Origin of the sequence: Frigoribacterium endophyticum (assembly GCF_011759585.1) — a bacterium.
Classification (GTDB): domain Bacteria; phylum Actinomycetota; class Actinomycetes; order Actinomycetales; family Microbacteriaceae; genus Frigoribacterium; species Frigoribacterium endophyticum.
The window spans coordinates 36,067-54,058 of sequence record NZ_JAAOYV010000004.1; the positions used below are offsets into that span (position 1 = coordinate 36,067).

The following is a 17,992-nucleotide window of genomic DNA, read 5'->3' on the forward strand; positions in this document are numbered from 1 at the left end:
CCACGTCTCCGGGAGCCCCGTGCACCTCCTCTCCGTCTTCAGCCTGCGCAACCGCGCCCTGATCGCCCTCGTCACCATCGTGGTCGCGGTCTTCGGCGGCATCGCCCTGACGAGCCTCAAGCAGGAGCTCGCGCCGAGCGTGCAGTTCCCCCAGATCGCGATCGTCAGCTCGTACCCCGGTGCGACCCCCGAGGTCGTCAACGACGACGTGTCGACGCCGATCGAGCAGGCGGTGCAGATCATCCCCGGGCTCGAGGGCACGACGGCCACGTCGAGCACCTCGCAGAGCACGGTGTCGGCCGAGTTCACCTACGGCACCGACCTGAACTCCGCCGAGCAGAAGATCCAGTCGGCGATCAACCGGCTCTCGCTGCCCGACTCGGTCGACACGCAGGTCGTCACGGGCAGCCTCGACGACCTCCCGGTGATCCAGATCGCCGTGACCGGCTACGACCAGGCCGACGCGCAGACCCTCGTCGACCGCCTCACGACCACGACCGTGCCCGACCTGCAGAAGCTCGACGGCGTGCGCGAGGCGTCGATCTACGGCGACGCGGGCCAGCGCGTCACGATCACGCCCGACCAGACGGCGCTCGCCGCGGCGGGCCTCACCGCCCAGGCCTTCCAGGACGCCCTCGACGCGAACGGCACGCTGATCCCCGGCGGCACGATCACCGAGAACGGCCAGACCCTGTCGATCCAGGCCGGCGAGCGCATCACGAGCACCGACCAGATCGCGGCCCTGCCGCTGCTCGGCGGGTCGGGCACCTCGCTCGTCACGATCGGCGACGTCGCCGACGTGCAGCTGACCAGCGCGCCCGTCACCTCGATCAGCCGGGTCAACGGGCAGGACGCCCTCACCGTGGCGGTCACGAAGACCCTCGACGCGAACACCGTCGACGTCTCCGAGATCGTCCGCGACGCCATCCCGGGCCTCGCCACCGACCTCGGCGACGGCGTCGAGCTGACCGTCGTCTTCGACCAGGCGCCCTTCATCCAGCAGTCGATCGACAGCCTCGCGACCGAGGGCCTGCTCGGCCTCGCGTTCGCGGTCGTCGTCATCCTCGTCTTCCTGCTCTCGGTGCGGTCGACCATCGTCACCGCGATCAGCATCCCGACCAGCGTGCTGATCACGTTCATCGGGCTGCAGGCGGCGGGCTACACGCTCAACATCCTCACGCTCGGGGCGCTGACGATCGCCATCGGCCGCGTCGTCGACGACTCGATCGTCGTGATCGAGAACATCAAGCGGCACCTGACGGCGGGCACGGACCGGCTGCAGGCCATCTCGGTGGGCGTCCGCGAGGTCGCCGGCGCCATCACGGCGTCGACCGTCACGACCGTCGTGGTGTTCCTGCCGCTGGCGTTCGTCGGCAACATCACGGGCGAGCTGTTCCGGCCGTTCGCGCTGACGGTGACGATCGCCCTGATCGCCTCGCTGTTCGTGGCGCTGACGATCGTGCCTGTGCTGGCGTACTGGTTCCTGCGGGCGCCGAAGGCGCACAAGCACGCCGGCGGGGCGGGTGCGGGTGCGGGTGCGGGTGCTGGTGACGGCGTCGGCGCGGAGGCGCGGGTCGGCTCGCGGGAGCCGCTCACCACGGCCGCCTCCGACCCCACCGACCCGACGCCGCTCGATCGTCTGCGTCGCGTCTACGTGCCGGTGCTGCGCGGGACGCTGCGCCGCCCCGCCGTGACCCTCGTCGCGGCGCTGCTCGTGCTCGCGGGGACGGGCGCCGTCATCCCCCTGATGAAGACGAACTTCCTCGGGTCGAGCGGGCAGAACACCTTCACGGTGACGCAGACCCTCGCCCCGGCGTCGAGCCTCGACACCCTCTCGACCGCGGCGACGCGGGTCGAGGACGTGCTCGAGGGCGTCGACGGCATCGACACCGTCCAGCTGACCATCGGCTCGAGCGGCACCTCGATCGCGAGCTTCTTCGGCGGCAGCGGCGACAGCACGGTGACGTACTCGATCACGACCGACGAGGACGCCGACCAGGAGGCCCTCCAGGCCGACGTCCGCTCGCAGCTCGACGGCGTCAGCGACGCGGGCACGATCGAGCTGGCGGCCTCGAGCGGCTTCGGCACGGACAACGACATCACCGTCGACGTCTCGGCGCCCGACCCCGACACCCTGCAGACCGCGACCGACGCCGTGCTGGCCGAGGTGCAGGACCTCCCCGGCACCGCGGAGGCGAGCTCGAACCTGCAGTCGGCCCAGCCGATCATCGGCGTCACCGTCGACCGCGACGCGGCGGCCCGGATCGGCCTCAGCGAGGTCGCCGTCGGCGGCATCGTCTCGCAGGCCGTGCAGGCGTTCCGCGTCGGCTCGGTCGAGATCGACGACAGCTCGGTCGACGTCTACACGCTCGACCCGACGCCGCCGGCGACGCTCGACGACCTCCGGGCGATCCAGCTGCCGAGCCCCACGGGCCCCGTCCGTCTCGACTCGGTCGCGACGGTCGACCAGAGCACCGGGCCGACCTCGGTGACGACGAAGGACGCCGTCCGCACCGCGACGGTCACCATCACCCCCTCGGGCGACGACCTGTCGAGCGCGGGCACCGAGGTCTCCGACGCGCTCGCCGACGTCTCGCTGCCGGCCGGCGCCGACGCGGTGGTCGGCGGGGCGACGGCCGACCAGGCCAACGCCTTCTCGCAGCTCGGCCTCGCGGTGCTCATCGCGATCCTGATCGTCTACATCGTCATGGTGGCGACCTTCCGCAGCCTGCTGCAGCCGCTCCTCCTGCTGGTGTCGATCCCGTTCGCGGCCACCGGGGCGATCCTGCTGCAGCTGGCCTCGGGCATCCCGCTCGGCGTCGCGTCGCTGATCGGCGTGCTGATGCTGGTGGGCATCGTGGTGACGAACGCGATCGTGCTGATCGACCTCGTCAACCAGTACCGCGAGAAGGGGCTCCGGGTGCGCGAGGCGCTGCTCGAGGGGGCGTCGCGACGTCTGCGGCCCATCCTCATGACGGCGACCGCGACGATCTTCGCCCTGACCCCGATGGCGCTCGGCATCACCGGGCACGGCGGGTTCATCTCGCAGCCGCTCGCGATCGTCGTCATCGGCGGGCTGGTGTCGTCGACGGTGCTGACGCTCGTCGTGCTGCCGGTCATGTACTACCTCTACGAGCGGGTCGGCGAGCGTCGGGCCGACCGGGCGGCGGAGGGCGCCGCGGGTGCTGGGGGTGCCGGGGGCGCCGGGGGCGCCGGGGGTGCCGGGGGCGCCGGGGGCGCCGGGGGTGCCTCGGGCGACCGCGAGGCTGCGGGGGCGTCGCCGGCGTAGCTGGTCGCTCGACGTGCCGAGGGCGCCGTGTCACCGCGAGGTGGGCGGCGCCCTTCGTCGCGCGGGGGCGTACGGGGGATGCGCGCCGCGCCCTGAGTCGCGCTCGGAATGCGAGAGGGATCTGGTCGGGGCGGGCGGTGTCGTGCGGCTGTGGCGGCCGTGCAGGTCGGATCACTCTCAGATTCGGAGGGGGCCGAGGTCGGGCTGCAGAACCCGACCGTCGGGGCTGTAGTAGTGGGAGATCCGGGTACCAGGGGCCGTGGTGGGTGCGGATGGTCGGCTTGTGCAGCGGTGTCGGTGCGCGGAGCGCTGGGGAGGGCCGCGCGGCTGGCCGCGCTCGGAATGCGAGGGAGATCTGGTCGGTGCGGGCGGCGGCGCGCGGCTGCGGAGGCCGTGCGGGGCGGATCACTCGCAAATTCGGAGGGGGTGCCACTGTCGTGCTGCAGAACCCGACCGTCGAGGCTGTAGTAGTGGAAGATCCGGGTACCAGGGGCCGTGGCGGGTGCGGATGGTCGGGTTGTGCAGCGGTGTCAGTGCGCGAAGCGCTGGGCAGGGCCGCGCGGCTGGCCGCGCTCGGAATGCGGGAGGGATCTGGTCGGGGCGGGCGGCGGCGTGCGGCTGTGGCGGCTGCTCGGGTCGTATCGCTCTCGAATTTGAGAGTGCGGCGGGGTGACGGGGGCCTGAGGTGACGGTGTCGGCGCGCGGAGCGCTGGGCAGGGCCGCGCGGCTGGCCGCGCTCGGAATGCGGGAGGGATCTGGTCGGGGCGGGCGGCGGCGTGCGGCTGCGACGGCCGTGCAGGTCGGATCACTCTCAAATTCGGAGGGGGTGCCGTGGTCGGGCTGCAGAACCCGACCGTGGGGGCTGTAGTAGTGGGATATCCGGGTACCAGGGGGCGCGGCGCGGGCGGATGGTCGGCATGTGCAACAGGGGGCTCGGGAGGCGGGGGTTCCGCGGGCGGGAGGCGTCGGGTACCGTAGGTGGGTCGGCTCAAGACACCGCGCCTGTGGCGCGAACCGATCGGGCGCTGAGCACAGCGACGATCACGCATAGAGGGTTTGTCAGTCTTGTGGGCCGGATTCTCGACGGATGTCGTCGAGATGAATTCACGAACGTGAACGGTCCTGGCCAAAGGCTGCCCGGGTATCACCTCGCGTCACCGCGCAAGCCCGGAGAGAACCACCATGCCCCCCTACGACAAGACGCCTTCGCGCGCCCGCAACGACGACGGCCCCCGCGGCGGCGGCTCCAAGAGCCCCAAGCACCGCGGCCACCGCCCCGACGAGGCCGGAGCCCCCGCCCGCAAGGACCGCTGGAACAGCGACGCCCGCGCCGAGCGCCGCGGCGAGGCCCCCCGCAGCGGCAGCGGCCGCCCCAACTGGGAGCCCCGCGAGAAGACCGGCAACAGCCGCTTCGCCCCCCGCGACCACGACGCCCGCAACGGCGAGCGTGGCCGTGACGGAGGCGCCCCCCGCTTCGGCCGGGACGGCGGCCGCGAGGCAGCGCGCGCCGGCCGCGACGGTCGTCCGAGCCGCCCCTGGGAGCGCTCGGAGCGCCCGGCCCGCAACGACCGTGGCGGCCGTGACGACCGCGGCGGCCGCGACGACCGCGCCCCGCGCGGCTACGACCGCGACGCCCGCCCGCAGCGCGACGACCGCGCCCCGCGCAGCTGGGACCGCGATGCGCGCCCCCAGCGCGACGACCGCGCCCCCCGCTCGTACGACCGCGACGAGCGCCCCGCCCGCCGCGACGACCGCGCGCCCAAGAACTACTCGCCCGCCGGGCGCCCGCCCCGCGACGACCGCGCACCCCGCAGCTTCGACCGCGACTCCCGCACCGATCGCCCCCAGCGCTCCTTCGACCGCGACTCCCGCAGCGACCGCCCCCAGCGCAGCTTCGACCGCAGCGACCGCCCCCAGCGCTCCGACCGCGGCAGCGACTTCTACCCCCAGCGCGACGCGGGCCACTACTCGCCCGAGGACGACGTCAAGCTCGAGAAGCTGCAGGCCGCCGTGGTCACCGCGGCCGACGTCGAGGGTGTGAGCTTCGGCGACCTGGGCCTCGGCGACAACATCGAGCGCCAGCTGGCGTCGATGGGCGCCGCCGCTCCGTTCGCCATCCAGGCGGCGACGATCCCCGACGTGCTGGCCGGCAAGGACGTCCTCGGCCGTGGCCGCACGGGCTCCGGCAAGACGATCGCCTTCGGCGCTCCGCTGGTCGAGAAGCTGATGGAGAACAACGGCGCCAAGGGCCGCAAGCCCGGCCGCAAGCCGCGCGCGCTCATCCTCGCCCCGACGCGCGAGCTCGCGATGCAGATCGACCGCACCGTGCAGCCCATCGCTCGCTCGGTCGGCCTCTTCACGACGCAGGTCTACGGCGGCGTGCCGCAGGCCCGCCAGGTCGGCGCCATCAACCGCGGCGTCGACATCGTCATCGGCACCCCCGGCCGCATCGAGGACCTCATCGACCAGGGCCGCCTCGACCTCAGCGAGGTCACCATCACGGTGCTCGACGAGGCCGACCACATGTGCGACCTGGGCTTCCTCGAGCCGGTGCAGCGCATCATCCGCGAGACCGCCGACGTGAAGCCGAACGGCGACCGCGCCCAGAAGCTGCTCTTCAGCGCGACCCTCGACAAGGGCGTCGCGAAGCTCGTCGACGAGTTCCTCGTCGACCCGGCCGTGCACGAGGTCGCCGGCGAGGACCAGGCCAGCGCCACGATCGACCACCGCGTGCTGCTGATCGAGCAGCGCGACAAGACGGCCGTCATCGAGCAGCTCGCCTCCGGCCCGGGCAAGACCCTCGTCTTCGCCCGCACGCGCGCCTTCGCCGAGCAGCTCGCCGACCAGCTGGAGGACGCGGGCATCCGCGCCACGAGCCTCCACGGCGACCTCAACCAGGCCCGTCGCACCCGCAACCTGCAGATGCTCACCAGCGGCCGCGTGAACGTGCTCGTCGCGACCGACGTCGCCGCCCGCGGCATCCACGTCGACGACATCGAGCTGGTCGTCCAGGCCGACATGCCCGACGAGTACAAGACCTACATGCACCGCTCGGGCCGCACGGGCCGCGCCGGTAAGGAGGGCACGGTCGTGACGCTGATCACGCGCCAGCGCCGCCGCCGCATGGAGGAGCTGCTCGACCGCGCCGAGATCGACGCCGAGATGATCGAGGCCCGCTCCGGCGACGCCCTGCTCGACCGCCTCGCCGGCGCGGGCGCGTAACGGCCCCGCAGCACCACGGCACCCGACGGGCGCTCACCTCACGAGGTGGGCGCCCGTCGTCGCGTGCGGGGGGCCCGAGGGAGGCGCGGGTCGGCCCGCCCGCACCGCCCGCGTCACGGAGGCAGGACCGCCCCTAGGCTCGCGAGGTGCCCCCGACCCGTGAACGCCCCGGCCTGGTGCCGGTGCTCGTCCACGACCGCCGGCGCTGGTACGTCGTCGACCCCGCGCTGACGCCCGACGCGGCCGCCGACGCCGTCGCCGAGCTGCGCCGGTCGGCGGCCCCGACGAACGTCGGGCGCGGGCGGCGCGTGCTGCGGTGGGCGCCGCTGGTGCTGTTCGTCGTCACCACGGCGACCGGGGGCGCGGGCGTCGCGGCAGGCGTGGAGGCGCTGCCCCTCACGGAGGGGTTCGGCGCGATGAGCATCGCCGTCGTCGGCGTCCTCGCCGTCCTCGTCGGCGCGATCGCCCTGGCGTTCAGCGTCAGCGACCGTCTCGCGCCCGATCTCGTCGGCCCCGCTCCCTCGGCACAGGTCGTCCCGGTGCCGCGTCACGTGCTCTCGTGGCTGCGCGACGACACCCCGGCCGAGGCGGTCTGGCGCGTCACCGCGGCCGTGGGGCTCGTCGAGGAGCTCCGTGGCGCGAGGTGGGCAGTCGCTGACGCCGACGGACAGGAGCGCGAGGACGGCCGGGGCGACGAGGGCCCGGGCGGCGAGGCAGTCGCCCGCCGGGCCGTGGCCGTGCTGGTCGCCGCCGAGGCGACCGCGGTGGACGAACTCAGGGCCGTCGCGGCCGCGACCGGCTACGTTCCGTCTCGCCGGCACTCCGAGGTGGACCGATGACGGCGTTCGTGAGCATCCCTGGTGACGACGAGGGGTCATGCTGGTTCGTCGCAGCCCCGGGGGTGCCCACGGCCGCGGTGGAACGGGAGCTCCGACGTCGGGGCTGGGCCGCCGAGCCCACCCGGTGGTCGACGCGGTGGCTGTACGCCGCAGCGACGATCGCCGGGGCCGTCATCGGCGTCGCGGTGACCCGCGAGGTGGGTCACCTGCACGAGTGGGCGTCGCTCGCGGCCGGTGCCGTCCTCGGAGCCGCGGTCGGAGGGGGGCTCGCCGCCGTCGCCCAGGACGTCGTCCCCGGGCCGCGTCGTGATCCGGCGGCCCTGCGCCGGACCGTCCGCGACGCCCTCGACGGTGACGGCGTCGTCACCGTCCCCGTCGAGTTCCGCACCTGGGCCGAGCAGCACGACCCGCCCGTGCCGCACGACGACCTCGCCGAGCTCGCCCGGCGGCTCTCCGACACGGAGGACGCCGCCGACGAGCTCGACCTGTGGCGGCTGGTCGTGCACGCCGACACCTCGCCCCGCGCCTTCGCCCTGGTCGACCCGCTCTACCTCGAGCACCACGCGACGGCCCGGGCGCAGCTCGACGAGGTGGCCGACCGCCTGGGCTTCACGGTGCCGGCGAGGTGCGTGCCGCACTCCCTGCGCTGATCGAGGGGCGGGCACTGCCGGCCGCAGGCTGTGCTGGCCGCCGACCCGCGCCTCCCCGGGTCGACGGGGTGGCCGGGCTAGCGGCGGTCGAGCAGCCCGCGCACGAACGACGCCTGGCCGAGGTGCTGCTGGCAGTCGCCGAGGATGCTCACGAGCCGCGCCCCCGCCGTGACCGGCGGGTCCCACTGCTCGTCGACAACGTCGTCCCAGGAGGCGGCGTCCAGGTCGTCGAGGTAGCCGCGGGTGCGCAGGGTGACCGCCTCGAGGTAGGCCACGAGCAGGTCGCCCTCGACCCGCACCGAGGCGACGTCGGCGGGCGACATGCCGTAGCCCATCTCGGCGGGGGAGAAGGGCAGGCCGAACGCCCCGACCCAGCCGTCGACCGACCACACCTCGTCGCTGCCCGCGAGGTCGGCGACCTGCACGTCTTGACCGCGCGCGGTGTGCCAGACGAGCCAGGCGATCGTGTTGGCCTCGGGGTCGGCCCGCCAGGCGAGGTCGTCGACCGAGAGGCCGTCGACGGCCGAGCGGGCGATGGCGGGCAGGCGCGAGAAGGCGTCGATGAGCACGTCGGAGGGAGTCATCGCGCCACCCTACGACCGGCTGCGCGGGAGGGTCTGGCCGCGAGGAGCGCCGACCGGGGGCGGAGCTAGTCCAACGATGCCGGAGCCTGCGCCGACCCCTCGGCCGCACCGGCAGCCAGGGCGGCCAGGTCGGCGTCCGCCTGCGCGGCCGACCGGACGAGGGAGTCGCCGATCGCGCGCATCGCCGCGGCCAGGAAGTCGAGGTGGTGCGGATCGACCGCGTCGCGGAACGCCCCGCGGTAGAACTCGTCGATCTCGTCGATGGCCTTGCGGCCCGCCGGGGCCAGCTCGAGCACGACGCTGCGCCGGTCGGTGGGGTGCGGGGCGCGGTGCACGAAGCCGGCGGCGCCGAGCCGGTCGATCAGGCTGGTGGTGGCGCCCGTCGACAGCTCGAGCGCCTCGGCGGTGGCCTTGGGCGTCGAGGCGGCGTTCTCGCCGACGAAGCGGAGGCAGCGCAGGTCGCTCGTGCCGATGCCGTAGTAGGTCGCGACGAGGCGCTCCACGCGCTCGTTCTCCTTCTGCAGGGCACGGAACGCGTCGAGGACGCCCGACACGTCGAGCAGCCCGTCGTCGTGGAGGGGAGGCGCGGCGCCGGCGGGCGGCTGGGGGGAGACGTCGGTCATGGGGTGGGCTCCGGGGCCTCGGGGGCGGGTCGTGCGCGAGCGTGCGGGGCGACACGGTGCGGGGGGTCACGACGAGGGGCGAGGTCGACCCGCCGAGGGCGGGGAGCGAACTGCCTCGACGACGAGCATAGCTCGGATGACGAGTAGTTCGCCCGTCGAGCCATGTCCCCTTGAGTGGGGGCATGCTTCGGCTTGCGTGCTACTCGGGTGACAAGTAACTTGATTGTCGTACCACTTGAGAGGCCAACCACTCGGATACCGAGCAAATTGTTCTCCGAGGCTCTCCCCCCAACTTCCCGTTCCACCCCAACCACCTGGAGCTCCCCATGTCGCGTCCCACCCCCCGCATCGCCCGCCTCGCCGCCTGGATCGCCATCCCCGCCGCCCTCGTCGCCTCCGGCCTCGTCGTCTCGCAGGCCTCCTACTCGGCGTTCTCGTCGACCACGGCCAACCCGACCAGCAACTGGACCGCGGGCAGCGTCGCCCTCACCGACGACGACGGCGGCACCACGGCCGACGGCTCGACCGGCGCCGCGATGTTCCAGGCCACGAACCTCAAGCCCGGCTCGACCGGCTCCAAGTGCATCGCGGTCACCTCGACCGGCTCGCTCGCCTCGGCCGTCAAGCTCTACAGCAGCAGCTACTCGACCACCAAGGCCCTCGGCGACAACATCACGCTGAACATCACGCAGGGCACCGGCGGCGGCTTCGGCTCCTGCACCGGCTACACGCCCGCCCAGGGCGCCGCGGGCGCCGTCTACTCCGGCACGGTCGCCGGCCTCAGCACCGCCGCCACCAACTACGGCAACGGCGTCGGCACCTGGGCGACCGTCGGCGGCACGACCCCCGAGGTCCGCACCTACCAGGTGACCTACACGGTCAACGCCGCGGCGACCAACGCCCAGCAGGGCGGCACCGCCGCGATCGCCCTCACCTGGGAGGCGCAGAACAGCTAGTCGCCCGGCCGCCGGCCCCGACAGCCGGCGGCCCCGACCGCTGAGAGCTCCACCGACTCCCGTCGCCGCTCCTCCCCCCCCTGCGTCGCGACGGGCCCCACCTCGCCGCCCGCCCCGACCCCCCGCGGGGCGGACGGCGAGGACCTCCTCCGGCCCCCTGAGCCGGCCGGAGGAGCAGCAGCACCGCAGGACGCCCGATCGCCCGCGACGCCGCACCGCACGACAGCACCACTGCACCACCCGGCCCCCCACCTCGCCGGTCGCACGCCCACCCCGAGCACCACCGCACCGCCCCCGACGCACCACCGCACCACCGCCCCGTCCGACCCGGAGCGCAGCACGACAGCAGCACCGCAGCACAGCACCGCAGCACGACAGCACTCACCACGCACGCACCACGAGACCACGAGGCACGCCATGACCACCTTCGACTTCCTCAGCCCGGCCACCGCCGCGGCGCAGGTCGCCGGGTCGCGGCGTGCCTCTCGGTCGTGGTCGCACTGGCTCCGCCTGCTGGTCGGGGTGCTCTCGCGAACCGTCCTCGCCACCGTGGTGGGCCTCCTCCTCTGGGCCGCCGTCCCCGCCGTGATCGGCTGGACCCCCACGACGGTCATGACCGGCTCGATGGAGCCGCGCATCCACCCCGGTGACATCGTGGTCGCGAAGCCCGTCGCCGAGTCGGCGATCCGCCAGGGCCAGGTGCTCCTCTTCCAGGACCCCGACCGCGCCGACCACCTCCGCCTGCACCGCTACCTCGACAACGGCGAGGGCACCACGATCGTCACCAAGGGCGACGCCAACCCGCAGGCCGACAGCACCCCGGTCGCCCGCGACGCGGTCGTCGGCGTCGGCTACCTGCGCGTGCCGTACCTCGGCACGCCCTTCGTCTGGGCCCAGGCCGGCCAGACCGGCCACCTGCTCGTCACGGGCAGCCTCCTGATGCTGCTCGTGCTCGGCGCCCGCGCCGACCGCTACCTGCTCACGGGCCTGGAGGGCCCCGAGGAGTCGCCCCGCACCTCCCGCCGTCCGGTCGCCCTCGCCGGCGGTCGCGTGGCCGCCCGCCGCAGCGTCCGTCGTGCGGCCCGGCTCCGGGTCGCCGGCAGCACGCTCGCCGTGGTCGGCCTCGTCTCGGGCCTCGCCGTGACCCTCGTCGTCTCGGGCGGCGCCGGCGCCGCCTTCTCGGCCCAGGTCGCGAACCCGTCGAGCGCCTTCGGCGCCGCGTCGACCTTCGACTGCCTCACCGACGCGTACAACGACCAGACCTCCTTCGGCTTCTCGTACAACGAGACGTCGGGCACGACCACCACCGACGGCAGCGCCTTCGCCCGCGTCGGCACCCTGAGCTCCGGCGCCTCGTTCGTCGGCGGGTCGTGCGCGGCGAACTCGAGCCCGTCGCTGCAGCTCGACGGCACCTCGGGCCAGGTCACCACGGCCGTCATGCTCGGCGGGCAGCCCTCGTTCACGGCCGAGACCTGGTTCCGCACCACCACGACCCGCGGCGGCGCGCTCGTCGGCTTCTCGTCGGCGCAGACCGGCACCACCACGACCACCGACCGCGCCCTCTACATGACGAACACCGGCACCCTCGCGCTCGGCGTCCGCCCCACGACCAGCACGGTGAAGACGACCGTCACCCCCCGCGCCTACAACGACGGCGCCTGGCACCACGTCGTCGCGACGCTCTCGAGCACCGCCGGCGTCGTCATCTACGTCGACGGCCAGGCCGTCGTCACCGACACCACCTCGAAGACCGCCCAGGCCGCCACGGGCTACTGGCGAGTCGGCTACGTGCCGCTGACCGGCCTCGGGTCGGCGCCGACCAGCAGCTGGTTCGCGGGCCAGGTCGACGGCAGCACGATCTACAACAACTCGGCGCAGACGGCCTCGCAGGTCCAGACGCGGTTCGCGGCCGGGCACTGACGCACCGCGCCTCCTCGGGGGCTCGACCCGCGCCTCCTCGGGGCGGCCCCCGCTCTGGGAGACTGGCCGGATGCCCCTCCAGATCAACGACGTCTACGTCGACGGCCGCCTGCACGCCTCGCACGACACGCTCGACGAGACGTACGCGGCCCTCGCCGAGACCGGCGGCACCGCGTGGGTCGTGCTCAGCGAGCCCGACGCCGCCGAGCTGGCCTCGCTGCAGCGGCGCTTCGACCTGCACGAGCTCGCCGTCGAGGACGCCGGCTCGGGCCACCAGCGCGCCAAGCTCGAGCGGTACGGCACCACGCTCTTCGTCGTCGTGCGGCCCGCGGTCTACCTCGACGACGAGGAGACCGTGGCGTTCGGCGAGATCCACGGCTTCGTCGGGCCCGACTTCTTCATCGGCATCAACCACGTCTCGCACATCGACGCCCGGCACGTCGCCCGCAGCGTCTCGCGGCTGCGCACCAAGCCCGACCTGCTCGGGGCCGGGCCGCAGGCGATGCTCTGGGCCCTGCTCGACGCGGTCGTCGACGCCTACAAGCCGGTCATCGACGGCCTCGAGAACGACATCGACGAGATCGAGCAGCAGCTGTTCTCCGGCGCGCCCGGCGTCGCGCGGCGCATCTACGAGCTGTTCGGCGAGGTCAGCGACTTCCAGAAGGCGTCGCGGCCGCTGATCGCGATGCTCGACGGGCTGCTGCGCGGCGGCGAGAAGTACGGGCTCGGCACCGAGCTCGAGCGGCGGCTGCGCGACGTGCAGGACCACGTCATCCGCGTCGTCGACCGGGCCGACACCTTCCGCGCCGTGCTGCAGAACGCGCTCGCGCTGAACGCCACGCTCGTCGCCCAGGACCAGAACGAGGTCACCAAGCGCATCTCGGCCTGGGCCGCCATCCTCTTCGCGCCGACCCTCGTCGGCGCGATCTACGGCATGAACTTCGACGTCATGCCCGAGCTGCACTGGGCGCTCGGCTACCCGTTCGCGCTCGGGCTGATGGCCGCGATCGGCGGCGGGCTCTGGGGGGCGTTCCGGCTCAAGCGCTGGTTGTAGGAGGCGCGGGGCCGGGCGCGCGGGGGCGCCCGCGGGCCTCGAGGTGCCCCGTTCTGGGTGCTCGGCGCGCGTGAGGGCCCGGAACGGGTCACCTCGATGAACGGGGGAGGCGCGGGGCCGCGCGTCAGCGCTGGTAGAGGCGCTTCGCGCCGAGCACGTGGGCGTCGGCGGTCTCGGGGCGGAGCGCGGTAGCGACGGCCTCGTCGCGGTCGAGGTGACCGGGGAAGTTGATGCGCGTGAAGCGGCCCTTGGGGTCGTCGGGCGAGACGGGCAGCACGATCGACGTGCGGCGGAGCGCCTCGGCGAGCACGAGGCGGTGCTCGTCGGTGAGGGTCGCTCCGCGACGGTCGCGCAGGAAGGCCTCGACGCGCGCCTTCCCGCCGGCCGACAGGCGCAGGGTGACGACCGGCTCGCGTCGTCGCTGGGGAAGGACGCCGATCTGGGCGGCGTCCACCGACGCGAGCTCGACCGAGCGTGACCCGGCGCGGAGCTCGCCCGTGCCCAGGGATACCGCGGCCAGCGGCCAGCGGCGGGTGCGCGCGACCCAGGCGACCGCCACGGTGACGACGACCAGGGCGAGGGCCGTGCCGATCGTGACGACGACCGGCACGCCGTCGGCGGCGAAGGTGGCCGCGACGTTGACCAGGTGCAGGCTGATCAGGGCGATGAAGAACGGCTGCGCTCCGACGCCCCAGACGCTGCGCCAGTCGCGCGTGCCGATCACGACCCAGCCCTGGGGCAGGGCGGCGGCGGCAGCGGTGTCGCCGGGGTCGGCCACGTCAGTCGGCTCGGATGACGCGGCGGGCCGTGCGGACGTCGGGGCCGAGCCGGGTCAGGTGCTGCTCCAGGTCGGCGACCGCCGCCTCCAGCTGGTCGTCGGTGAGCGGGTCGAGCGCGTCGAGGACGAACAGGGCCGACGTGGTGTCGTCGCGGAGCGCGGTGCGCGGGCCCTGTCGCCAGTTCCAGCGGCGGCAGGTGACGCCCTCGTCGTCGCACCAGACGACCTCGCCGGCGTCGGGGTGCTCGGTCACGGGCTCGCCGCCCGCGCTCGTCTCGAACGCCTCGTCGCCGACGGCGCGGACGAGGCGGGGCGCCCCGACGTAGCGCGAGAGGTCCTCGCCGCCGAGCGGGATCGCGTGCGAGACCGAGACGGCGTTGTAGAGGTCGGTGAGGCGGTTGACCCGCGGCAGGCCGGACTCCGCGCGGCGGATGAGCGCCTCGGCGCTGTTGCGCGTGCGCTGCGGCTTGGCGCCGAACGCCCGGTACGCGTCGCGCCAGGCAGCGACGTGCGGCAGCTCGTCGACGGGCGCCTCCGTCAGGGCCGCGGCGGCCGCCCGCTCGGCGGCCTGCAGCAGCGCCTCGCTCTCGTCGTCGCTCGGGCCGGGCACGATGCCGTCGACGGCCACGAGCGAGGCGCGGTAGTCGGGCCGGAGCGCGAAGACGGCGGGGTCGACGGAGGCGGCGGCGAGCAGGCCGGGGAGGTCGCGGTCGGTCATGGGCCCAGCTTGCCACGGGGCGCACGAGGTTCTCTCGGGTCGGTACCCTGGCGACGTCGCAGGGTGCGACGCGAGCAGGGGGGAACGACATGAGCGACGACGGACGGAACGGCCAGGGCGGGCAGGGTCAGGGTCAGGGCGGCGAGCAGGGGCAGCAGCCCGGGGAGGCGCCGCGCTGGCCGTACGGATCGCCGCCCGCGGAGGGCCAGCCGCGACTGAGCCCCCAGGCGCCGTCGGGGCAGCACCCGTACGGCGAGCAGTCGCCGTCCGGGCAGCAGCAGCCCTACGGCCAGCAGTCCTCCGGGCAGCAGCCGTACGGGCAGCAGCCGTACGGCCAGCAGCCGTACGGCCAGCAGCCCGCTGCCGCGGTCGCTCCGCCCCAGCCGCTCTACGGCACCCCCGTCCCGCTGGCCGCCGACGGCACGGTGCCGCTCTGGGCGCCCCTCTACGGCGCGGGGCCGGTCGAGTCGATCAAGCGCTTCTTCCAGAAGTACGCGACGTTCTCGGGGCGGGCGAGCCGCAGCGAGTACTGGTGGGCCGTGCTGGTCAACACCGTCGTCTTCATCGTCCTCGGCATCGGCGGCGGCATCGCCGGCGCAGCGGGCGCCACGACCGCGGTCGACGGCACCTCGCAGCCGGGCCCCGGCTTCTACCCGTTCGGCATCGTCCTGGCACTGGTCGCGTTCGGCACGATCATCCCGTGGCTCTCGATCGGCGTCCGTCGCCTGCACGACGTCGACCTCAGCGGCTGGCTGATCCTGCTGAACCTCGTGCCGTACCTCGGCGGCTTCGTGATCTTCATCCTGTCGGTGCTCGGGCCGAAGCCGGGCGGGGCGCGCTTCGACGTGCCCGCTCCCCAGGAGGCCGCACCGCGCCTCCCGCAGGCCTGACCCGTCGCCGAGGCGCCCGGGAGCGCGCTGACGACGGCGCGCTCCCGGGGGCCTCGGCGTGCCCCGGGGCCCGGGCGGTGCCCTAGAGCGCGACCGCCTCGATCAGCACGAGCTGCTCGGGGAAGAGGACGGGCGCCTGCACGCCGCTGAGCCGCAGGGCCCGGCCGCTCAGCACGACGCCGTCGAGGGCCCAGGCGAGCGGCGACTGGCCGGGCCCGGCGAGCGGGGCCGTCGGGGCCGCGAGGGCCACGCGGTAGTCGCGCTCGTCGTCGAGGCCGGGCAGCGTGACCGGTCCGGGCGGGTAGCTCGCGCTGGTGGCGACCTGGGTGAACGTGTAGAGCGCGCGGCCGAGGTCGGCCGCGACGACGCCGCGGAGGTCCATGCCCGCGTCGGGCAGGTCGGCGTGCACGACGGCCCCGGTGTGCAGCAGGTCGCGGTGGGCCTTGTGCACGGCGATCCACGCGGACAGCTCGTCGAGGGTCGCGTCGTCGACGTCGGGCGAGCTGATGTCCCACTCGACGCCGAAGTGGCCGGGCAGGGCGACGCCGGCGCGGAACGACAGGTCGTGGCGACGGCCGGTCGAGTGCGACCGGGGGCCGCTGACGTGCGCGCCCATCAGCTCGACCGGCACGAGCAGGCCGGTGTGCTTCTGGTTCACGAGGCGCTCGACGGGGTCGATGCAGTCGCTCGTCCAGATGCGGTCGGTGTGGTCGAGGACGCCGAGGTCGACGCGGGCCCCGCCGGAGGCGCAGCTCTCGATCTCGAGGCCGGGGTGCCGCGTGCGCAGCGCGTCGAGCAGGCGGTAGAGGGCCACGACGTTCTCGTGGACCGCCGGCCGCGCGGGCGAGCCGGCCCCCGCCTCCAGCAGGTCGCGGTTGTGGTCCCACTTCAGGTAGGCGACGTCGTGGTCGCTCACCAGCGCGTCGAGCTGGCCGAGGACGTGGTCGAACGCGTGGGGGTTCGACAGGTCGAGCACCTGCTGCTGGCGCGCGACGGCGGGCAGGCGGCCCTCGCCGGGCCCGAGGATCCAGTCGGGGTGCGCCCGGGCGAGCTCGCTGTCGGGGCTGACCATCTCGGGCTCGACCCAGATGCCGAACTGCATGCCGAGGCCGGTGACGTGCTCGATCAGCGGCGCCAGGCCGTCGGGCCACACCGTCTCGTCGACCCACCAGTCGCCGAGCGACGTCGTGTCGTCACGACGGCCGTGGAACCAGCCGTCGTCGAGCACGAAGCGCTCGATGCCGACGCGGGCCCCGGCGTCGGCCAGGGCGGTGAGCCGGGCGAGGTCGTGGTCGAAGTAGACGGCCTCCCACGTGTTGAGGGTCACCGGGCGCGGCGTCGACGGGTGGTCGGGGCGGGCACGGAGGAGGCGGTGGAAGCGCGACGAGAGCTGCGTCAGTCCGTCGCCCCACGAGCCGATCGACCACGGCGTCTCGTAGCTCTCGCCCGGCCCGAGGCGGACCTCGCCGGGAGCGAGCAGCTCGGCGAGACGGGTGTGCGTCGCGCCCGTGACGATGCGCTCGACGCTGACGCGGTGGTTGCCGCTCCAGGCGAGGTGGGCGGCGTGGACGAGCCCGCGCTCGAACGCGAAGCCGGGCGTGCCGGTCGCGACGAGCAGGGTCGCGTCGGCGCCGGGGCGGCCCCGGCGGCTCTCGCGGTCGTACCGGCCGACCGTGAGGGCGTGGCGCTGGGGCGTGCGCTCGCGGAGGTGGCGGCCCGTCGTGTCGAGCACCTCGCCCGCGGTGTGCGGCAGGGGGAAGCTGGCGGCGAGCTCGCCGAGCTCGTAGGTCGGGGCGGTGTCGAGGGCGGCGGCGGCCGAGGCGTCGAGGTCGAGGGCGTCGGTCGAGCCGGCCGCGGTGTTGGTGAGGCGGAGGCGCTGGTGCAGCAGGCCGTGCACGTCGAGCCGCAGGGTGACGACGAGGCGCAGCTCGGCGGCGGGGTCGTCGGCGGTGACGGTGACGGTGGTGCCGGGGGAGCCCGCGATGCCGGGGGCGGCGGCGGGGGTGCCGGCGAAGCCGTTGCTCGCGGTGGTGCCGGTTCCGCCGGTCGTGCCGGTCTCGGCCACGTGGAGGTCGGTCACCCTGAAGGCGGGCGAGAAGGAGGCGCCGGCACGGCTGCCGAGGAGCCCGGGCGTGCCCTGCCAACCGTCGGACTCGAGGGGCAGGAGGGTGAGGCGGGCGGGCTCGTCGATCGCGCCCGAGGTGCGCTGGGGGCGGGAGGCGAGCACGAGGCCGGCCAGGGCGGCGTCGCTCAGCTCGCCGAGGTCGGGGCCCCAGTGGACGATGCTCGGCAGGCCGGCGCCCGAGGTGTCGAGCACGAGGCTCGTGCCTCCCCGGCGGACGTGGAGCTCGGGCGGGAGGGCATCGGTGCGGCGCTGCATGGGTTAGTTCTATGACGGAAGGAATAGGGGTGTCAAGTCGACCTCGGGGCCCTCTCCGCGCCTCCTTTCGGTCCACAGCGGAAGATATG

The 17,992-nt window shown here is 74.2% G+C and carries 13 protein-coding genes; 8 read left to right on the forward strand and 5 right to left on the reverse strand.

What is annotated here, in order from left to right:
* Positions 1–19: 19 nt before the first annotated feature.
* The 4 genes from FHR77_RS15325 to FHR77_RS15340 all read left to right on the forward strand — a co-directional run bounded on the left by FHR77_RS15325 (position 20) and on the right by FHR77_RS15340 (position 8,000).
* Positions 20–3,289, forward strand: a complete 3,270-nt coding sequence (locus FHR77_RS15325) for an efflux RND transporter permease subunit (protein WP_341777411.1) — start codon at positions 20–22, stop codon at positions 3,287–3,289.
* Between the two features lie 1,182 nt (positions 3,290–4,471).
* Positions 4,472–6,511 carry a DEAD/DEAH box helicase gene (locus FHR77_RS15330; RefSeq protein ID WP_167261737.1) on the forward strand — a complete coding sequence of 680 codons (2,040 nt, stop codon included), beginning with the start codon at positions 4,472–4,474 and terminating at the stop codon, positions 6,509–6,511.
* A gap of 146 nt (positions 6,512–6,657) precedes the next feature.
* The gene (locus FHR77_RS15335) at positions 6,658–7,350 is read left to right on the forward strand and encodes a hypothetical protein (RefSeq protein ID WP_167261739.1); all 693 of its coding nucleotides are present in this window, start codon (positions 6,658–6,660) and stop codon (positions 7,348–7,350) included.
* An 8-nt stretch (positions 7,351–7,358) separates the two neighbouring features.
* Complete coding sequence (locus tag FHR77_RS15340; protein ID WP_167261741.1) at positions 7,359–8,000, forward strand: hypothetical protein; 642 nt, start codon at positions 7,359–7,361, stop codon at positions 7,998–8,000.
* Positions 8,001–8,077: 77 nt separating this feature from the next.
* On the opposite strand, the gene FHR77_RS15345 is transcribed toward FHR77_RS15340, so the two are convergent.
* The gene (locus tag FHR77_RS15345) at positions 8,078–8,584 is read right to left on the reverse strand and encodes a mycothiol transferase (protein ID WP_167261743.1); all 507 of its coding nucleotides are present in this window, start codon (positions 8,582–8,584) and stop codon (positions 8,078–8,080) included.
* A gap of 65 nt (positions 8,585–8,649) precedes the next feature.
* Positions 8,650–9,207, reverse strand: coding sequence for a MarR family winged helix-turn-helix transcriptional regulator (locus tag FHR77_RS15680; RefSeq protein WP_208381104.1), 558 nt, complete (start codon positions 9,205–9,207; stop codon positions 8,650–8,652).
* A 326-nt stretch (positions 9,208–9,533) separates the two neighbouring features.
* On the opposite strand from FHR77_RS15680, the gene FHR77_RS15355 reads away from it, so the two are divergent.
* The 3 genes from FHR77_RS15355 (at position 9,534) to FHR77_RS15365 (ending at position 13,137) form a co-directional block, all read left to right on the forward strand.
* Positions 9,534–10,163 carry a M73 family metallopeptidase gene (locus FHR77_RS15355; protein WP_167261745.1) on the forward strand — a complete coding sequence of 210 codons (630 nt, stop codon included), beginning with the start codon at positions 9,534–9,536 and terminating at the stop codon, positions 10,161–10,163.
* 417 nt (positions 10,164–10,580) lie between these two features.
* Entirely contained in the window at positions 10,581–12,083 is a 1,503-nt protein-coding gene (locus FHR77_RS15360) for a signal peptidase I (protein WP_167261747.1), read from the forward strand.
* A gap of 70 nt (positions 12,084–12,153) precedes the next feature.
* A complete protein-coding gene (locus FHR77_RS15365) occupies positions 12,154–13,137 on the forward strand; it encodes a magnesium and cobalt transport protein CorA (protein WP_167261749.1) in 984 nt (327 codons plus the stop codon).
* Between the two features lie 124 nt (positions 13,138–13,261).
* Here FHR77_RS15365 and FHR77_RS15370 read toward each other — a convergent pair whose 3' ends face one another.
* Together FHR77_RS15370 and FHR77_RS15375 are read right to left on the reverse strand one after the other, a co-directional pair.
* Positions 13,262–13,915, reverse strand: coding sequence for a hypothetical protein (locus tag FHR77_RS15370; RefSeq protein ID WP_167261751.1), 654 nt, complete (start codon positions 13,913–13,915; stop codon positions 13,262–13,264).
* Position 13,916: 1 nt separating this feature from the next.
* Positions 13,917–14,633, reverse strand: coding sequence for a B3/B4 domain-containing protein (locus tag FHR77_RS15375; RefSeq protein ID WP_167261753.1), 717 nt, complete (start codon positions 14,631–14,633; stop codon positions 13,917–13,919).
* An 89-nt stretch (positions 14,634–14,722) separates the two neighbouring features.
* Here FHR77_RS15375 and FHR77_RS15380 point away from each other — a divergent pair, with 89 nt between their 5' ends.
* On the forward strand, positions 14,723–15,523 hold the full coding sequence (locus tag FHR77_RS15380) for a DUF805 domain-containing protein (RefSeq protein WP_167261755.1): 801 nt from the start codon (positions 14,723–14,725) through the stop codon (positions 15,521–15,523).
* A gap of 82 nt (positions 15,524–15,605) precedes the next feature.
* Here the strand turns inward: FHR77_RS15380 and FHR77_RS15385 are convergent, their stop codons facing one another.
* Positions 15,606–17,903: an alpha-galactosidase gene (locus FHR77_RS15385; protein WP_167261757.1), complete on the reverse strand. Its 2,298-nt coding sequence runs from the start codon at positions 17,901–17,903 to the stop codon at positions 15,606–15,608.
* Positions 17,904–17,992 lie beyond the last annotated feature (89 nt).

Coding starts and splice junctions, on each gene's coding strand:
- FHR77_RS15330 (WP_167261737.1), top strand. CDS start 4,472: ATGCCCCCCTACGACAAGACGCCTTCGCGCGCCCGCAACGACGACGGC.
- FHR77_RS15360 (WP_167261747.1), top strand. CDS start 10,581: ATGACCACCTTCGACTTCCTCAGCCCGGCCACCGCCGCGGCGCAGGTC.
- FHR77_RS15365 (WP_167261749.1), top strand. CDS start 12,154: ATGCCCCTCCAGATCAACGACGTCTACGTCGACGGCCGCCTGCACGCC.
- FHR77_RS15380 (WP_167261755.1), top strand. CDS start 14,723: ATGAGCGACGACGGACGGAACGGCCAGGGCGGGCAGGGTCAGGGTCAG.
- FHR77_RS15375 (WP_167261753.1), bottom strand. CDS start 14,633: ATGACCGACCGCGACCTCCCCGGCCTGCTCGCCGCCGCCTCCGTCGAC.
- FHR77_RS15680 (WP_208381104.1), bottom strand. CDS start 9,207: ATGACCGACGTCTCCCCCCAGCCGCCCGCCGGCGCCGCGCCTCCCCTC.
- FHR77_RS15355 (WP_167261745.1), top strand. CDS start 9,534: ATGTCGCGTCCCACCCCCCGCATCGCCCGCCTCGCCGCCTGGATCGCC.
- FHR77_RS15385 (WP_167261757.1), bottom strand. CDS start 17,903: ATGCAGCGCCGCACCGATGCCCTCCCGCCCGAGCTCCACGTCCGCCGG.
- FHR77_RS15345 (WP_167261743.1), bottom strand. CDS start 8,584: ATGACTCCCTCCGACGTGCTCATCGACGCCTTCTCGCGCCTGCCCGCC.